We start from the raw sequence: 13,941 nt of genomic DNA, 5'->3' as shown, positions 1-13,941 counted from the left end.
GGAAGAGGCGGGGCCGTGAGGCTCCGCCCTTTTGTGTTTCAGGGCAAGCCGCGTCGAATTGTGATCGGTGAGCGGCAGGAACGAGTCCATAGTCACTGATGCTGCATGATGTACCAATGTCCGCAATGCGAATTGAATATCTCGCCAGTGGCGACTAGTCTGTTTTCATGTCGGTCGTCGTAGTCGCCATTTTATATTTGCTGTTTGCAAACGCCGTGGTCGCTTTCGGAGTGGCGTTATTTTGGCAGGCAAAGGTCATTTTCAGCTTGTTCAGTGTATCGGACTGGGATGGTGCGCCTAGCCCATCGAAAGATTTGGCCAACGCGCATGGCGTGAACAATACCTTTGGTCGTTTTATCGCAGGTGAGATTTTTCCCGAGTTACGGCGAAAGTGGGCAAAAGCTATTGGATACGTCGCAGTTAGCGTCTTGATGCTATTTTGTGTTTTCGGTTTCTTACAGATCGCCGCTCCAGAGTACCTTCCATGAAGTCCCCCCCTGTCGTGCTCTGTCGCCCAAGCAGTTCGACATACCGATTGATCCGACGGTAACAAAGTCCCGGACGCCCGGCCCGCTCGGAAAAAGGCGATGCCGCGGCCAATGCCCGGCCCGCTCGGAAGGATGACTCTCTTCTGACCTTCGCCACGCGGTGGCGCTTCTCGCCTCCTCAAGGTCAGGCGCTGTCTCCTCCGAGATGCATCCTGCGATGCCCCTTGCCAGCAAGGCCAAAACCGCCTATACAGCGCCTTGTCAACAGAGATGCGAAAACGCACCAGGACAGTCGGAGCAGGGTCGGGGCATACCTCGGCCCTTTGTGTTTGTTTGTGGCTCCCGATTCGTTTGCGTACCGCTTTTCGGACCGACCAACCCCGTTCAGACCGGTGGAGACAACCACTCGGCCAGCAAAACTTTGAAAAGGAAACCTGAGACCACATGGCTCAAAACACATCGATGGAGGAATTCGAAGCCCTCCTGCAAGAAAGCTTCGAAATGGACACCCCCGAAGAGGGTTCCGTAGTCAAAGGCAAGATCATTGCCATTGAGGCCGGTCAGGCCATCATCGACGTCGGCTACAAGATGGAAGGTCGCGTCGAGCTCAAAGAATTCGCAAATCCCGGCGAAGCGGCAGACGTCACCGTTGGCGACGAAGTCGAAGTCTACCTGCGCGCGGCTGAAAACGCCCGTGGCGAAGCTGTCATCTCCCGCGAGATGGCGCGCCGCGAAGAAGCATGGGACCGCCTGGAAAAAGCATACGCAGACGATCAGCGCGTCGAAGGCGCGATCTTCGGCCGCGTCAAGGGTGGCTTCACCGTCGATCTCGGCGGCGCCGTGGCCTTCCTGCCCGGCTCGCAAGTTGACGTCCGCCCCGTGCGCGACGCAGGCCCTCTGATGGGTCTGAAGCAGCCGTTCCAGATCCTGAAGATGGACCGTCGTCGTGGCAACATCGTTGTGTCCCGTCGCGCAATCCTCGAAGAGTCCCGCGCCGAGCAGCGTGCCGAAGTCATCGGCAACCTGTCCGAAGGCCAGGCGGTCGAGGGTGTGGTCAAGAACATCACCGAATACGGTGCGTTTGTTGACCTCGGCGGTGTTGACGGGCTGCTGCACGTCACCGACATGGCATGGCGCCGTGTGAACCACCCCTCCGAGATCCTGTCCATCGGCGAGACCGTCAAGGTCCAGGTGATCAAGATCAACAAAGAGACCCACCGTATCTCCCTCGGCATGAAGCAGCTGCAGGAAGATCCGTGGGATCTGGTTGGCGCCAAATACCCGCTGGCCTCCGTGCACAAGGGTCGCGTCACCAACATCACCGATTACGGTGCATTTGTTGAGCTAGAGCCCGGTGTCGAAGGTCTGGTCCACGTCTCCGAGATGTCCTGGACCAAGAAGAACGTGCACCCCGGCAAGATCGTCTCCACCTCGCAGGAAGTGGACGTCATGGTTCTGGAAATCGACGGCGCCAAGCGTCGCGTGTCCCTGGGCCTCAAGCAGACCATGCGCAACCCGTGGGAAGTGTTTGCAGAAACACACCCCGAGGGCACTCAGGTCGAAGGCGAAGTCAAGAACATCACCGAATTCGGTCTGTTCATCGGCCTCGAAGGCGACATCGACGGCATGGTTCACCTCTCCGACCTGTCCTGGGACGAGCGCGGCGAAGATGCGATCCAGAACTACCGCAAAGGCGACGTGGTTCAGGCCGTTGTCTCCGAAGTGGACGTCGAGAAGGAGCGCATTTCGCTCTCCATCAAGGCGCTGGGCGGTGACAAGTTCGCAGACGCCGTTGGCGGCGTGAAGCGTGGCTCCATCGTGACCGTGGAAGTGACCGCGATCGAAGACGGTGGCATCGAAGTGGAATACGAAGGCATGAAGTCCTTCATCCGCCGCTCCGATCTGTCCCGTGACCGTGCAGAGCAGCGCCCCGAGCGTTTCTCGGTCGGTGACAAGGTCGACGTGCGCGTCACCAACATCGACTCCAAGACCCGTCGTCTGGGCCTGTCGATCAAGGCACGCGAGATCGCAGAAGAGAAAGAAGCCGTCGAACAGTATGGGTCTTCCGACTCCGGCGCGTCCCTCGGCGATATCCTTGGCGCAGCGCTGAAGAGCGAATAAGCCGCTCTGACAGAGATCAGAAAGCCCCGCAGGAGCGATCCTGCGGGGCTTTTTTGTGTGTGCGAGACGTCCAGGGCGGGAGCCGCCGGTCAGGCGGAACCCCGGAATGTCAGGTTCAGTGTGCGATCATCTCGTGCACGATGTCGTCGGCGCTGTAGCTTGCCGGGTAATATGTCGGCCAGTTGGTCAGCTCTTCCAGAACCTCGGCACGGTCATCCCCCCAATAGAGGTGGTAGTGCGACACGGCTTTCGGCGCGATGTGGTGATCGCTGAACTGGATGTAAGTCGGTGCCTTGTCGTCGCCGCTGTCTTTTTTGAAGATGTAGCGAACGCCGCGATTGCCCTTCTTGTAGGTCAGCACCTCGTAACCGTCGGACACATAGGTGCCGCTGTAGCTTTCTTCGCCGGCCGTGAACGTCACCGTGTCGCCGTCAAAGCGGATGGCGTCCACATCGGTTGCATAGCCGGTCTCGTAGTAGGCGCGATACTCGGCGGCGGTCTTGTCGCCATGCTCGGCCTTATGCGCCATCACCGGATCCAGCGTCCCGTCGACGAGGTAAGGATAGACGGATTGCCAGTCACCTTGCCAGTCGGCCAGGGTGCGCGGCTGGATCTGTTCGTCTTCGAAATACCCTTTGTAGATCTCTTTGTTGTGCGCGTGCTCATGTGCATGATCGTGTTCATGCGCGTGATCATGGTCGTGGTCGTGTCCGGAGCCGGCGAAGGCCGGGGCGGAGAATGCCAGGGTGGCCGCGCTCAGCAAGGCGATGCTTGTGCGAGAGAGGGTGGGCATGTGGAATAATCCTCTGTGATTCATATGTAATAACGTAACACTTATTGGAGGTGCTCCGGCCCTGCAATAGCAACCGGTTGGCCATTCCCTTGCCGCCATGGACAGGGGATCCGCTCAGCCGAAGACGGACCAGCCGGTCTCTTGCGCGAAGCGCTCTACCGCGAGGGTTCCGAGTTGCGAATTGCCATGGCGGTTGAGGCCGGGAGACCAGACAGCGATCGATGCGCGCCCGGGGGCGATGACCAGAATGCCGCCCCCCACGCCGCTCTTGCCCGGAAGCCCGACCCGATAGGCAAAATCGCCCGAGCCATCGTAATGCCCGCAGGTCAGCATGAGCGCATTGATCCGGCGCACGCGATCTCGTGCGATCATCGTCGGCAAATCCGGTGACCCCACAAGGAATCGACCCGCCATGGCCAGCTGGCGCGGTGTCATCTCGATCGCGCATTGGTGAAAATAAGTGCCACAGGTGAGCTCGGGGCTGTTTTCGAAATTACCATGCGCTGCCATGAAGTGGCTGAGCGCCATGTTGCGATTGCCATGCTCCGTCTCGGATCGCGCAACAGCCTCATCGATATGGATGTTCTCATCCTCGGCAGCGGCGCGGATGAACCGCAGGATCTCGCCGAGCACTTCGCGCGGGGCATGGCCGGCCAGAATGGCATCGGTCACCACCAGGGCGCCGGCATTGATGAACGGGTTCCGGGGAATGCCGTGTTCATGTTCGAGCTGAAGGATCGAGTTGAAGGGCAGGCCGGAGGGTTCTCGCCCGACCCGGCGCCACAGGTCTTCGCCCAGACGCCCCAACGCAAGGGCCAGGGTAAAAACCTTTGATACCGACTGGATCGAGAACCGGGTATCGGCGTCGCCCACGGCAAAGCTGCGGCCATCGGCCAAGGCGACCACCATGCCGAACTGGCCGGTGTCGACGTTGGCAAGCTCGGGGATATAGCTTGCGACCGCGCCGCGGTCGGCCTGCGCCTGCATCTCGGCTGCGATTTGTTGCAATATACCGTCGAAATCCATCATCTGCGTGTCTCGTTCTCCCATGTGCCCAGCCATAGGCGAGCCACCGGGGAGAGGCAAAGCCTGTTTGCGCTGACGGTGGTGCAGTTGCTCAGGTCGAGGGGGGCGCGGATAGGTGGGATGCGCAGCCCGCAAGGGAAGAGCACTCGCCCTCGATCCGGGGCGTTCCACATCGGCAACGTAGATTTTGCGCCGAAGATGTCGCATCAATGGCGCAGATGCAGGAAACAGCCCGTCCGCCCGAACAACAGGGCAGGGGCGCGTCCCGGAGGCTGTGAGGAATGCGACTGATGAAGACGAAACCGATCCGACTGTTGGTGGTCCTTGCCCTTGCCGGCTGTGCCGCCCCGATGGCGCCGGAGTCCATGAGTATGAACCTGGCACGCGATGGCGCGACCTATAAGGTATCAGGTCGATATGGTCCGGGCTGGTCCGAGGGGGATGTGCGCGGCGAGGTCGAGGCCGCCTGTCGTGCAAAGGCAATGCGGCTGAGCCGGTTCCGGGGGCAGCCCTACACCGAAACCGGTGGCACCGCGTATGAGGCGCGATGCAGCCCGGCCCATTGATCCGGGCCGCAGCTGCGCGCCGCGATCTCCTGCCGGTGAAGGCTTGCGAATCAATAACTTCGCGGATGCAGCATTCCCAGCCGGTTTGCCTGAAACTTGTGCGGCGGGAGACGATGGCGCCTGTGAAATTGCGTGTTTCTCCGCTCAAATCAGCCGACAGTCGATGATTTTGGCCTCAAGCCCCTGCCTAACCTGTTTTCGCTGAACAACTTTCTTCCTATAGTTCACGTACCCTATGTGTCAGACACGGGCTTTGGGAGGGCCACTACATGATCCGTTCGGAACTGATCCAGAAGATTGCAGACGAAAACCCGCACTTGTATCAGCGGGATGTGGAGCGGATCGTCAACACGGTCTTTGAGGAGGTCACCACAGCCATGTCGCGGGGGGACCGGGTCGAGCTCAGGGGGTTTGGCGCTTTTTCTGTAAAGAAGCGTGATGCTCGGGTTGGACGCAATCCTCGCACCGGTGAGACGGTTCATGTTGAGGAGAAGCACGTGCCCTTCTTCAAGACGGGCAAGCTGCTCCGTGATCGATTGAACGGAAAAGAAGAGTAAATGCGTTACATCCGCTATGCCGTCTGGGGCGTTCTGGCTGTTGTTCTGGTCTCTGTCAGCCTCGCCAATCGTGGGTTTGTGAACCTGAAGCTAATGCCGGAGGCATTGGCGGAGCTGGTCGGGTTCAATCCCTCCATCACCCTGCCGCTGTTTGTGGTGGTGCTGGGCGGTCTGGCCCTTGGGGTGGCGCTGGGCTACGTGCTGGAATACCTGCGCGAGCACAAGCACCGGCGCGAAGCCCGGGTCAAACATGGTGAAGTCAAGAAACTCTCGCGCGAAGTCAAACGCCTGAAGCGGCAAAAGCACGAAGGCAAGGACGAGGTTCTCGCGCTGCTGGACGACGCCTCCTGATATGTCGGGGATCAGGGTCAAGATCTGCGGCATGAAAACCCGCGCCGATATGGAGGCTGCGGCGGCCGCCGGTGCAGCCTATGTTGGCCTGAATTTCTTTGCAAAATCAGCCCGTTCCGTCACGATTGCGCAGGCGGCAGCGCTGGCGGTGGATGCGCCGGTCGGGCTGGCTAAGGTCGGGTTGGTGGTAAACCCCACAGATGCCGATCTCGATGCGATCGCCGGTTCGGTGCCGCTGGATATGATCCAGCTGCACGGTCAGGAAAGCGTGGAACGTGTGGCCGAGATCAAGACCCGCTATGGTTTGCCGGTGATGAAGGTGATCGGCGTGGCCGAAGCCTCCGATCTGGCGCCCATCGATCTTTATGCGCAAGTGGCGGACCAGATCATGATCGATGCCAAGGCGCCAAAGGGGGCAAAGCTGCCCGGGGGCAATGGCATCGCCTTTGATTGGCAATTGCTGGCGGACAAGAAATACTGGCAGGCGCCTTGGATGCTGGCGGGGGGGCTGACGCCCGGGAACGTCGCGGAGGCGATCCGCAAGACCGGCGCGCGTCAGGTCGATGTGGCCTCTGGCGTGGAAAGCGCTCCCGCAGAAAAGGACCCGGATCTGATGCGTGCGTTTGTCGACGCCGCGCAGGCGGTTTGACAGAATTTACGGGTCCGATTTCCAACATCGCTTGATCCATCTGAGCGCCCTCAGGCGGCGCAACCGTCGTTTGCGTCTGCGATAGGAGGCGAGGCGACGATGGGCCGTGTTGCGCTCGATCTGCCGCGGTGGTGGCAAGCAGAGGCGAACTGGCGCCCGGTTTTTCTGGAAGCGGATGCGCGGCTGGATATCGCACGGCGGGGCGCAGACATCGGCGTTCGCAACCATCGCCCGGATCAGAGCTGGCTGGCCGGGCGATGCACGGGGCGGGTTTCCTATGCATGCTATGCCGTTGACGAGACGGTGCGCGGCTTTGCAACAGTACCAGAGCACGCCGCAGTGACACCTTCCGCACGTTGGGTCTGGGCGCATCATGGGGGTGAGGTCTCCGTCACCGCTGGCAACCCGCGTATGCTGGTCGATCTGGCCTGCGCCGGTGCGGGGCGGGTGGTCTTGCCACAGTTTGCGGCGGCCTGGTTTCCGCCTTTGCGGCAGATCGGACCTGAGATCTCCGAGCTTTCGCATGAAGAATGGTTGGTGAGCCATCATGACGCGCGGCATGATCCACCAGTTCGGGCCGCGCTTGACGCGGTTGCAGCCGTTCTGACTGATCTGAACCTGCGCCCCAAACAGGACTGACGCAGCCGGGGGTGGCTCCCGCCCGCTCTTGTGCTTCCCTTTGGGAAGCCCATCGTGCCGTTGGGCCTGGCGCCGCGCGCGCCCGAAGGGCGCGCGCGGCGCGGGTCGCTTCGGGCTCTGCCCGAAGCGAAACCGTTCACGAAACCCCGGTTTCTGACACAGGGGTCAGGAAATTACCGAGAAACCTGTTTCTCTTGTCCTAAATGCGCTTTAGAACCAGCGCATACGGAAGACGGAGACACCACCCATGGCCGATGATCTCATCAACAGCTTCATGAACGGGCCGGACGAAAATGGCCGTTTCGGCATCTTCGGCGGTCGCTTTGTCAGCGAAACGCTGATGCCGCTGATCCTGAGCCTCGAAGAGGAATATGAAAAGGCCAAGGTGGACCCGGACTTCTGGGCCGAGATGGACGATCTGTGGAAGAATTATGTAGGCCGACCAAGCCCGCTCTACTTCGCAGAGCGCCTGACCGAGCATTTGGGCGGTGCCAAAGTCTATATGAAGCGTGACGAGCTGAACCACACCGGCGCGCATAAGGTCAACAACGTGCTGGGGCAGATCCTGCTGGCGCGCCGCATGGGCAAGACCCGGATCATCGCCGAGACCGGCGCGGGCCAGCACGGGGTTGCGACCGCCACGGTCTGTGCCAAATTCGGTCTGAAGTGCGTCGTCTATATGGGCGCGCATGACGTGCGTCGTCAGGCGCCCAACGTGTTCCGCATGCGCTTGCTGGGTGCCGAAGTGATCCCGGTGACTTCGGGGCGCGGGACGTTGAAGGACGCGATGAACGATGCACTACGCGACTGGGTGACCAATGTGCGCGACACGTTCTATTGCATCGGCACCGTGGCCGGGCCGCACCCCTACCCGGCGATGGTGCGTGATTTCCAGTCGGTGATCGGCAAGGAGGTGCGCTGGCAACTCGCCGAGCAGGAGGGCGAAGGTCGTCTGCCCGACACCGTGATCGCGGCGATCGGTGGCGGTTCCAACGCCATGGGACTGTTCCATCCTTTCCTTGATGACAAGTCGGTCAACATCATCGGCGTCGAGGCGGGTGGCAAAGGCGTGGATGAGAACATGGAGCATTGCGCCTCTCTCACCGGCGGCCGTCCGGGCGTGCTGCACGGCAACCGCACCTATCTGCTGCAAGATGATGATGGGCAGATCCTCGAGGGGTTCTCGATCTCTGCCGGTCTGGACTATCCGGGCATCGGGCCGGAGCACGCATGGCTGCATGAAACAGGCCGGGCGCAATACGTCTCCATCACCGACAAGGAAGCGCTGGAGGCGTTCCAGCTGTCCTGCGCAATGGAAGGGATCATCCCGGCCCTGGAGCCGAGCCATGCTCTGGCACATGTGACAAAGATCGCGCCGACCCTGCCCAAGGACCACATCATCGTGATGAATATGTGCGGGCGGGGCGACAAGGACATTTTCACCGTCGCCCGTCACCTCGGTTTTGACATGTCGGACACCGAAGAGGGGCGCGACCTAGAGGACTGATCAGGCAGCTGATGTGCCTGTCCGAATTGAGAGGCGTGGCCCCAGGGCCGCGCCTTTTTTCGTTCTTTTTCTGCTGCGGATCAGCAGACCCGGAGCCATCTAGGTCAGGGCCGGATCCGGACTTAACACCTTTTTATGAGAGTTTGAGTAATCCTGAGACCTGTTTCTGGTAACGATTTTCGGGTTTGCAATGCAGGAAGACGCCTTACACGCCGTGCAGCAGCTTCAGCTTGCGGCGGACCACATGTGGACACTCATCGCCGCGGCTCTGGTCTTGCTGATGCAGCTGGGCTTTCTTCTGGTCGAAGCGGGCATGGCGCGGTCCAAGAACAGCATCAACGTTGCACAGAAGAACATCACCGATTTCCTGATGTCGGTCAGTGCCTTCTATGTGCTCGGCTTCGGGTTGATGTTTGGCGCTTCTTATGGCGGCTGGTTCGGAACCGATACATTTGCCTTTGAGCAGGCAGATGACTGGCAATACACGTTTTTTGTGTTCCAGGCGGTCTTTGCGGGCACCGCTGCGACAATCATGTCCGGCGCGGTGGCAGAGCGGATGCGCTACGGTGTCTATGTGGCGGCGGCCCTGTTCATCGGGTTGCTGATCTATCCGGTGAGCGGCCATTGGGCGTGGGGAAACCTGCTCAACGGGGACAACGCGGCTTATCTCGCGGACCGGGGGTTCATCGATTTTGCAGGCTCGACCGTGGTGCATTCGGTTGGTGCTTGGGTTGCGCTTGCAGGCATCGTGGTGTTGGGCGCGCGTATCGGCAAATTCAATGCGGACGGAAGTCCGAATGTTCTGCACGGGCACAGCTATGTGCTGGCAACTGCGGGGGCCATCATTCTCTGGGTTGGCTGGATCGGCTTCAACGGCGGCTCAACCACGGCGGCGAGCCCTGATCTGGCGCATATCGTGCTGAATACCTTGCTGGCCGCCTGTTTCGGTGGCGTGATGGGGATCTTGACCGGGCGGGTCATCGATCCCGTGAACATTCCGCATCGCCCCATCAACGGCAGTCTTGCCGGGCTGGTCGCGATCACAGCCGGCTGTGACGCGGTTTCGGTGCAGGGCGCTGCCGTTATCGGTGCCAGCGCCGGTTTGCTGGTGGTTGTGTCCGAATGGGTAATGGAAAACAAGCTGAAGCTGGACGATGTGGTCGGGGCTGTTTCGGTACATGGTGTCTGCGGCGCATTCGGCACTGTTGTCTTCCCACTCTTTGCTCTGCCGGGAAAGCTCGCTGCGGACAGCGTCGGCGCGCAGGTGCTGGTGCAGATGGAGGGGGTCGTGCTGGTCTTTGCCTGGGCGTTTGGGCTGAGCTGGGTGTTCTTCAAGGCAATCGATATGGCGGTGGGCATCCGCGTGCCGCGTGAGGATGAGATGATCGGTCTCAACAGCACCGAACACGGGGCAACGCTGGGGACCGGGGGGCTTCAGAAACAGATCGAGGCGATGACGGAAAACGGGGTCGATCTTACGCGGCGTTTGGATGAGAGCACTGGCGACGAGGCCGCGGAGCTGGCGGCGCTGTTCAATCCGTTCATCGATCAAGTGCACGATCTGGTGTGTGATATTCATGAAAACGCGCGGCGGATGAAACGGTCGTCGTCGGGACTGGAAACCCTCTCGGGGGCCTTCCGGGAGGGCGCAGAGAGAACCGGTGCGCTGACGGGAGTGGTCAGCAACAGCTCGACCGAGGTCGCGGGGCAGGCGCGAAACAACCGCGAAATTGCCGAGCAGATCCTGGCAGAGATGACCCGGATCGCCAGCAGCGCGGGGGGCATGTCGGAAGAGGTGACGGCTGTCTCCGAAGCGATCGCTGAGATGATGAACTCGATCAGCCAGATTTCCGGAAACGCCAGCGCAACCAGCGGTGTCACCAAGGAAGCCAACCTTCTGTCGGGAGAGGCGGTCGAGACAATGCAGGCGCTCTCCAAGGCCTCTGAGGAGATCGAGGCCGTGGTCGGGCTGATCCAGAAGATCACCATGCAGACAAATATGCTGGCCATCAATGCCGCGGTTGAGGCGGCGCGCGCCGGCGACGCGGGCAAGGGGTTTGCGATCGTTGCCGGGCAGGTGCGCAGCCTGGCTGCGGAAACCGACAAGGCAGCGGAGGAGATCCGCCACCGGATCTCTCATATGCGCAGCCAGTCGGATGATGCGTCGAGCGTGATTGGCGGCATCACGGAGCTGATGCAGTCCATTCATGCCTCGGTCGAAGGGATCACGGCCGAGGTCGAAAGCCAGCGCCGCGCGGCAGGCCGTGTGTCCGAGCGCATGACAAGCGCATCAAGCAGTGCGCAAACGGTGACGCAGTCCATTCAGGATGTGCAGCAACGGGCGGAAACCGTGCGCAGCAACGCGACGCGCAACGAAGAAAGACTGTCGGAGAACGCGAAAACCGCCAGGGACCTGCAGGCGGATGCACGTCAGAGCATGCAGCAATCCACCGACCTTGCCAAAGAAGCCAATGCGATCAACACGCTCTCGACCGAACTCACGACATCGGTTGAACGTTTTGGCCTGCGCGGGGAGGAAGCGGATCGCGACGCGGACTGGCTGGCACAAGAGGCGCGGCAGGGACGTGTTCCCCCCGGCGATCTGAAGGCAGAGGGCGGCGCCTGAGCCCTGACGGGCAAGCGGGGCCTGTCTCGCCAAGGGGGCGAGACAGGGGCTGCATTACGAAGCGTCGTGGAGCACGGTCTCAAATCCTTCGAATTGAGGTGCCCCCAGTATCGGGCTCTCGCCCTCGCGTTTCCCGGCATTGCGGTGAGCGGCGCGAAACTGGTCTGATTTGGTCCAGGCCTCGAAATCCGCGCGGCTGTCCCAGATCACATGGCTGGAGTAGAGCGTGTGATCCTCGTGTTGGGGGCCCTTAAGAAGGCGAAACTCGCGAAAGCCCTGCATCTCCGAGAGGCGGCTTTCACGTTCCTTCCAGATGGTTTCGAAGTCGGTTTCCCGGCCGGGACGAATTTTGAAACGGTTCATGGCAATGAAGCCCATGGGATTTTCCAGTCCTGTCTGTGTACGCTGAGTGAGGCTGGCAAGGAGGCTAAGGATCCGGCTGGCCGACACATTCAGTAATCTGACCCGCCACCGCAATCAAGCGACTGCCCCGCCGCAGCTGGCACATTCGTGGGCGGCAGGGGGGGGGGCGCCCGAGACGGCGTTGCCCCGCTGCGTGATCAGGTCGGGGAGGTGACGGCATGGGCGCGCAGGACCGGGAGCGGGATGATCTCCAGTGCGCGCCTGTGGGTTGCTTCCAGGTGCACGGCCGGGGCGCAGCCTTCTTCTGCCGCTTGCATGAAACGGGACGCGCACAGGCACCACCGGTCCCCCGGTTTCAATCCCGGGAAGTGAAACGCGGGCAGCGCGGTCGATAGATCATTGCCAACATATTTCGAGTAGGCGAGGAACTCTGACGTCATCACCGCGCAGACCGTATGGCTGCCGTGATCTTCGACGCAGGTGTTGCAGTGCCCATCGCGGAAGAACCCCGTGACCGGATCCTCTGCGCAGGGGAGCAAAGGGCCTCCCAAGACATTTATCGCAGGGTCTTTGTCCATCATGTCCGTTTCTCCGTCGTGCCATTCGCGTCGGCGCGCGCACGCGCGCTCTCACACTCTATGTTAGTGCGCTGTTCTGCGTTTTCACGCAATGGCGAGTTCCGCCGCGCGACGTTCCGCCATATGCGGGGGTGCGGTTTGACCGTACGCGTGGACGCATCGCAGCCTGATCGGCGCGATCACAGGTCAGCACTGGCGGGGATCGCTGTGCCGACGGACGCGGCCTATTTGAACTTGTCGAGAAGCTTCTGCATCGGGGTCCGGTTATCCGCAGCAGAGGGGGCGGGGGCGTCCTCGGTTGCGGGCTTGGCACGGCCTTGTTCCGCCCCCGCGCGCGACTGTTGGTTTGTCTTGCCCGTGTTGGACCCGCTGGCGCTGCGACCGGGAGCCACTCTGAGGGCCACGGCATTCATGAACCGACCGCTGTCGCCCCGGGCCAGATCCGCGGCGCCGTCGGACAGGCCCCGCAGGAGATCGTCGAGCCAGGTCTGATCCGCCTTGGGGAAATCACGCAGCACATACCCTACCACCGCGTCCTTGTGACCGGGGTGTCCGACGCCGAGGCGGACGCGCCCGTAGTCTGCGCCGATGTGGGCATGGATCGACCTGAGCCCATTGTGCCCGGCATGACCGCCGCCGTGCTTGACGCGGCATTTGCCCGGCGCAAGATCCAGTTCATCGTGGAACACCACCACATCCGCAGGTGTCAGCTTGAAAAAGCGCAGCGCCTCTCCCACCGACTGTCCGGAATTGTTCATGAAGGTCTGGGGCTTGAGGAGGACCACCTTTTCCGTGCCGAGGGTGCCGTCGCACATGTGCCCCTGAAACTTTGACTTCCAGGGAGAGAACCCATGATCCGTCGCAATCTGATCCAGGGCCATGAAGCCGATATTGTGCCGATTTCCCGCATATTTTGCGCCCGGGTTTCCGAGGCCGACGAGGAGTTTCATAACCTGCTCTCCTGGTGACTGATGTGGGCAGTCATGCCCGGTTTTGGCCCGAAGATCCAGTCCGTGACCTCTGCCGCGGTTTTGTGATGCCAGTGCCATAAATCGGCCCGGTTCCGTTGCGAGTTCAGAGCATTGGATTGGAGTGGTCCGGAACGATCAGGTTCGGGGATTGAGATGAAGGATATTTGGGACATGAACAACAACGTTCAGGCACAGAACACGCCGTCACGTGGTGGATTTCGCAAGGGCGCGTTGGTTCCGCGCATGGTGGGCATTCTGGCGTCTGCCGCGATGCTGTCGGGATGCGCGGTCGAGCCCGGGCCGTCGGTGCCGACCAAATCCGGCAGTACCGTTTTTGAGGCACGCGAATCCCTGGCGTTCTGTGCGCCGCGGGGACCAAGGGCTGGTCAGGCCGCGGTCACGTCCAGCTATATCGCGGGCATCATTTTCCTTGGCGTTCTGCCGGGGACGATCGCAGCCGCCAGCGGCGCGGAGAACTCTCGGCGTCAGGGGGCGATAAACGCAGTGGATGACTGCCTGGCGGAGCAAGGGTTCGAGCGTCGCGAACTGACCGCGCAGGAGGCGATCGCCATCAAGCAGCGGGACCGCTATGCGCGTGAGCAGTTGCTCAATCATTTGATCAATGGCGGCACGCTCGCCTCGTATGAAGGGCCCTGACCGGCGCGCAGGCTCTTGTGCGGCAGGCCGGGCGCGCATCGCAGCGGGC

Annotated in this window: 15 protein-coding genes; 10 read left to right on the top strand and 5 right to left on the bottom strand. The window is 61.3% G+C overall.

Features of this window, described 5'->3' with window-relative positions; all coding sequences use genetic code 11:
* Positions 1 to 167: 167 nt before the first annotated feature.
* Both MHM88_RS03645 and rpsA read left to right on the top strand, forming a co-directional pair.
* Entirely contained in the window at positions 168 to 488 is a 321-nt protein-coding gene (locus tag MHM88_RS03645; protein WP_239360082.1) for a hypothetical protein, read from the top strand.
* 444 nt (positions 489 to 932) lie between these two features.
* Positions 933 to 2,609, top strand: coding sequence for a 30S ribosomal protein S1 (gene rpsA, locus MHM88_RS03640; RefSeq protein ID WP_239318954.1), 1,677 nt, complete (start codon positions 933 to 935; stop codon positions 2,607 to 2,609).
* Between the two features lie 115 nt (positions 2,610 to 2,724).
* Here the strand turns inward: rpsA and MHM88_RS03635 are convergent, their stop codons facing one another.
* Positions 2,725 to 3,402, bottom strand: a complete 678-nt coding sequence (locus tag MHM88_RS03635; protein WP_239360080.1) for a metal-binding protein ZinT — start codon at positions 3,400 to 3,402, stop codon at positions 2,725 to 2,727.
* Positions 3,403 to 3,516: 114 nt separating this feature from the next.
* Positions 3,517 to 4,431 carry a glutaminase gene (locus MHM88_RS03630; RefSeq protein ID WP_370687460.1) on the bottom strand — a complete coding sequence of 305 codons (915 nt, stop codon included), beginning with the start codon at positions 4,429 to 4,431 and terminating at the stop codon, positions 3,517 to 3,519.
* A 287-nt stretch (positions 4,432 to 4,718) separates the two neighbouring features.
* Between MHM88_RS03630 and MHM88_RS03625 the strand changes: the two genes are divergently transcribed.
* From MHM88_RS03625 to amt, 7 genes are all read left to right on the top strand, one after another.
* The gene (locus MHM88_RS03625) at positions 4,719 to 4,994 is read left to right on the top strand and encodes a hypothetical protein (RefSeq protein WP_239360076.1); all 276 of its coding nucleotides are present in this window, start codon (positions 4,719 to 4,721) and stop codon (positions 4,992 to 4,994) included.
* A 269-nt stretch (positions 4,995 to 5,263) separates the two neighbouring features.
* Positions 5,264 to 5,551, top strand: a complete 288-nt coding sequence (gene ihfB / locus MHM88_RS03620; RefSeq protein WP_239318961.1) for an integration host factor subunit beta — start codon at positions 5,264 to 5,266, stop codon at positions 5,549 to 5,551.
* A complete protein-coding gene (locus tag MHM88_RS03615) occupies positions 5,552 to 5,902 on the top strand; it encodes a LapA family protein (protein ID WP_239360074.1) in 351 nt (116 codons plus the stop codon).
* Between the two features lies 1 nt (position 5,903).
* Complete coding sequence (locus tag MHM88_RS03610; RefSeq protein WP_239360072.1) at positions 5,904 to 6,551, top strand: phosphoribosylanthranilate isomerase; 648 nt, start codon at positions 5,904 to 5,906, stop codon at positions 6,549 to 6,551.
* Positions 6,552 to 6,650: 99 nt separating this feature from the next.
* Positions 6,651 to 7,190, top strand: a complete 540-nt coding sequence (locus tag MHM88_RS03605) for a hypothetical protein (protein WP_239360063.1) — start codon at positions 6,651 to 6,653, stop codon at positions 7,188 to 7,190.
* 247 nt (positions 7,191 to 7,437) lie between these two features.
* A complete protein-coding gene (gene trpB / locus MHM88_RS03600; protein ID WP_239360061.1) occupies positions 7,438 to 8,697 on the top strand; it encodes a tryptophan synthase subunit beta in 1,260 nt (419 codons plus the stop codon).
* Positions 8,698 to 8,887: 190 nt separating this feature from the next.
* A complete protein-coding gene (gene amt / locus MHM88_RS03595) occupies positions 8,888 to 11,323 on the top strand; it encodes an ammonium transporter (RefSeq protein ID WP_239360059.1) in 2,436 nt (811 codons plus the stop codon).
* Between the two features lie 54 nt (positions 11,324 to 11,377).
* Here amt and MHM88_RS03590 read toward each other — a convergent pair whose 3' ends face one another.
* From MHM88_RS03590 to pth, 3 genes are all read right to left on the bottom strand, one after another.
* Positions 11,378 to 11,701: an antibiotic biosynthesis monooxygenase gene (locus MHM88_RS03590; RefSeq protein WP_239318969.1), complete on the bottom strand. Its 324-nt coding sequence runs from the start codon at positions 11,699 to 11,701 to the stop codon at positions 11,378 to 11,380.
* 182 nt (positions 11,702 to 11,883) lie between these two features.
* The gene (locus tag MHM88_RS03585; protein ID WP_239319215.1) at positions 11,884 to 12,264 is read right to left on the bottom strand and encodes a DUF2237 family protein; all 381 of its coding nucleotides are present in this window, start codon (positions 12,262 to 12,264) and stop codon (positions 11,884 to 11,886) included.
* Positions 12,265 to 12,488: 224 nt separating this feature from the next.
* Positions 12,489 to 13,214 carry an aminoacyl-tRNA hydrolase gene (gene pth / locus MHM88_RS03580; RefSeq protein WP_239360057.1) on the bottom strand — a complete coding sequence of 242 codons (726 nt, stop codon included), beginning with the start codon at positions 13,212 to 13,214 and terminating at the stop codon, positions 12,489 to 12,491.
* Between the two features lie 192 nt (positions 13,215 to 13,406).
* Here pth and MHM88_RS03575 point away from each other — a divergent pair, with 192 nt between their 5' ends.
* Positions 13,407 to 13,892 carry a hypothetical protein gene (locus MHM88_RS03575; protein ID WP_239360054.1) on the top strand — a complete coding sequence of 162 codons (486 nt, stop codon included), beginning with the start codon at positions 13,407 to 13,409 and terminating at the stop codon, positions 13,890 to 13,892.
* Positions 13,893 to 13,941 lie beyond the last annotated feature (49 nt).

Origin of the sequence: Epibacterium sp. MM17-32, from assembly GCF_022348205.1 — a bacterium.
GTDB lineage: Bacteria > Pseudomonadota > Alphaproteobacteria > Rhodobacterales > Rhodobacteraceae > Epibacterium.
The sequence above is the reverse complement of the archived record's forward strand: the minus strand, read 5'-3'. Positions and strand labels throughout refer to the sequence as shown.

Bases quoted from the DNA above. Each gene is read 5' to 3' on its own strand.
- MHM88_RS03645 (WP_239360082.1), top strand. From the start codon at position 168: ATGTCGGTCGTCGTAGTCGCCATTTTATATTTGCTGTTTGCAAACGCC.
- rpsA (WP_239318954.1), top strand. From the start codon at position 933: ATGGCTCAAAACACATCGATGGAGGAATTCGAAGCCCTCCTGCAAGAA.
- MHM88_RS03635 (WP_239360080.1), bottom strand. From the start codon at position 3,402: ATGCCCACCCTCTCTCGCACAAGCATCGCCTTGCTGAGCGCGGCCACC.
- MHM88_RS03630 (WP_370687460.1), bottom strand. From the start codon at position 4,431: ATGATGGATTTCGACGGTATATTGCAACAAATCGCAGCCGAGATGCAG.
- MHM88_RS03625 (WP_239360076.1), top strand. From the start codon at position 4,719: ATGAAGACGAAACCGATCCGACTGTTGGTGGTCCTTGCCCTTGCCGGC.
- ihfB (WP_239318961.1), top strand. From the start codon at position 5,264: ATGATCCGTTCGGAACTGATCCAGAAGATTGCAGACGAAAACCCGCAC.
- MHM88_RS03615 (WP_239360074.1), top strand. From the start codon at position 5,552: ATGCGTTACATCCGCTATGCCGTCTGGGGCGTTCTGGCTGTTGTTCTG.
- MHM88_RS03610 (WP_239360072.1), top strand. From the start codon at position 5,904: ATGTCGGGGATCAGGGTCAAGATCTGCGGCATGAAAACCCGCGCCGAT.
- MHM88_RS03605 (WP_239360063.1), top strand. From the start codon at position 6,651: ATGGGCCGTGTTGCGCTCGATCTGCCGCGGTGGTGGCAAGCAGAGGCG.
- trpB (WP_239360061.1), top strand. From the start codon at position 7,438: ATGGCCGATGATCTCATCAACAGCTTCATGAACGGGCCGGACGAAAAT.
- amt (WP_239360059.1), top strand. From the start codon at position 8,888: ATGCAGGAAGACGCCTTACACGCCGTGCAGCAGCTTCAGCTTGCGGCG.
- MHM88_RS03590 (WP_239318969.1), bottom strand. From the start codon at position 11,701: ATGGGCTTCATTGCCATGAACCGTTTCAAAATTCGTCCCGGCCGGGAA.
- MHM88_RS03585 (WP_239319215.1), bottom strand. From the start codon at position 12,264: ATGGACAAAGACCCTGCGATAAATGTCTTGGGAGGCCCTTTGCTCCCC.
- pth (WP_239360057.1), bottom strand. From the start codon at position 13,214: ATGAAACTCCTCGTCGGCCTCGGAAACCCGGGCGCAAAATATGCGGGA.
- MHM88_RS03575 (WP_239360054.1), top strand. From the start codon at position 13,407: ATGAACAACAACGTTCAGGCACAGAACACGCCGTCACGTGGTGGATTT.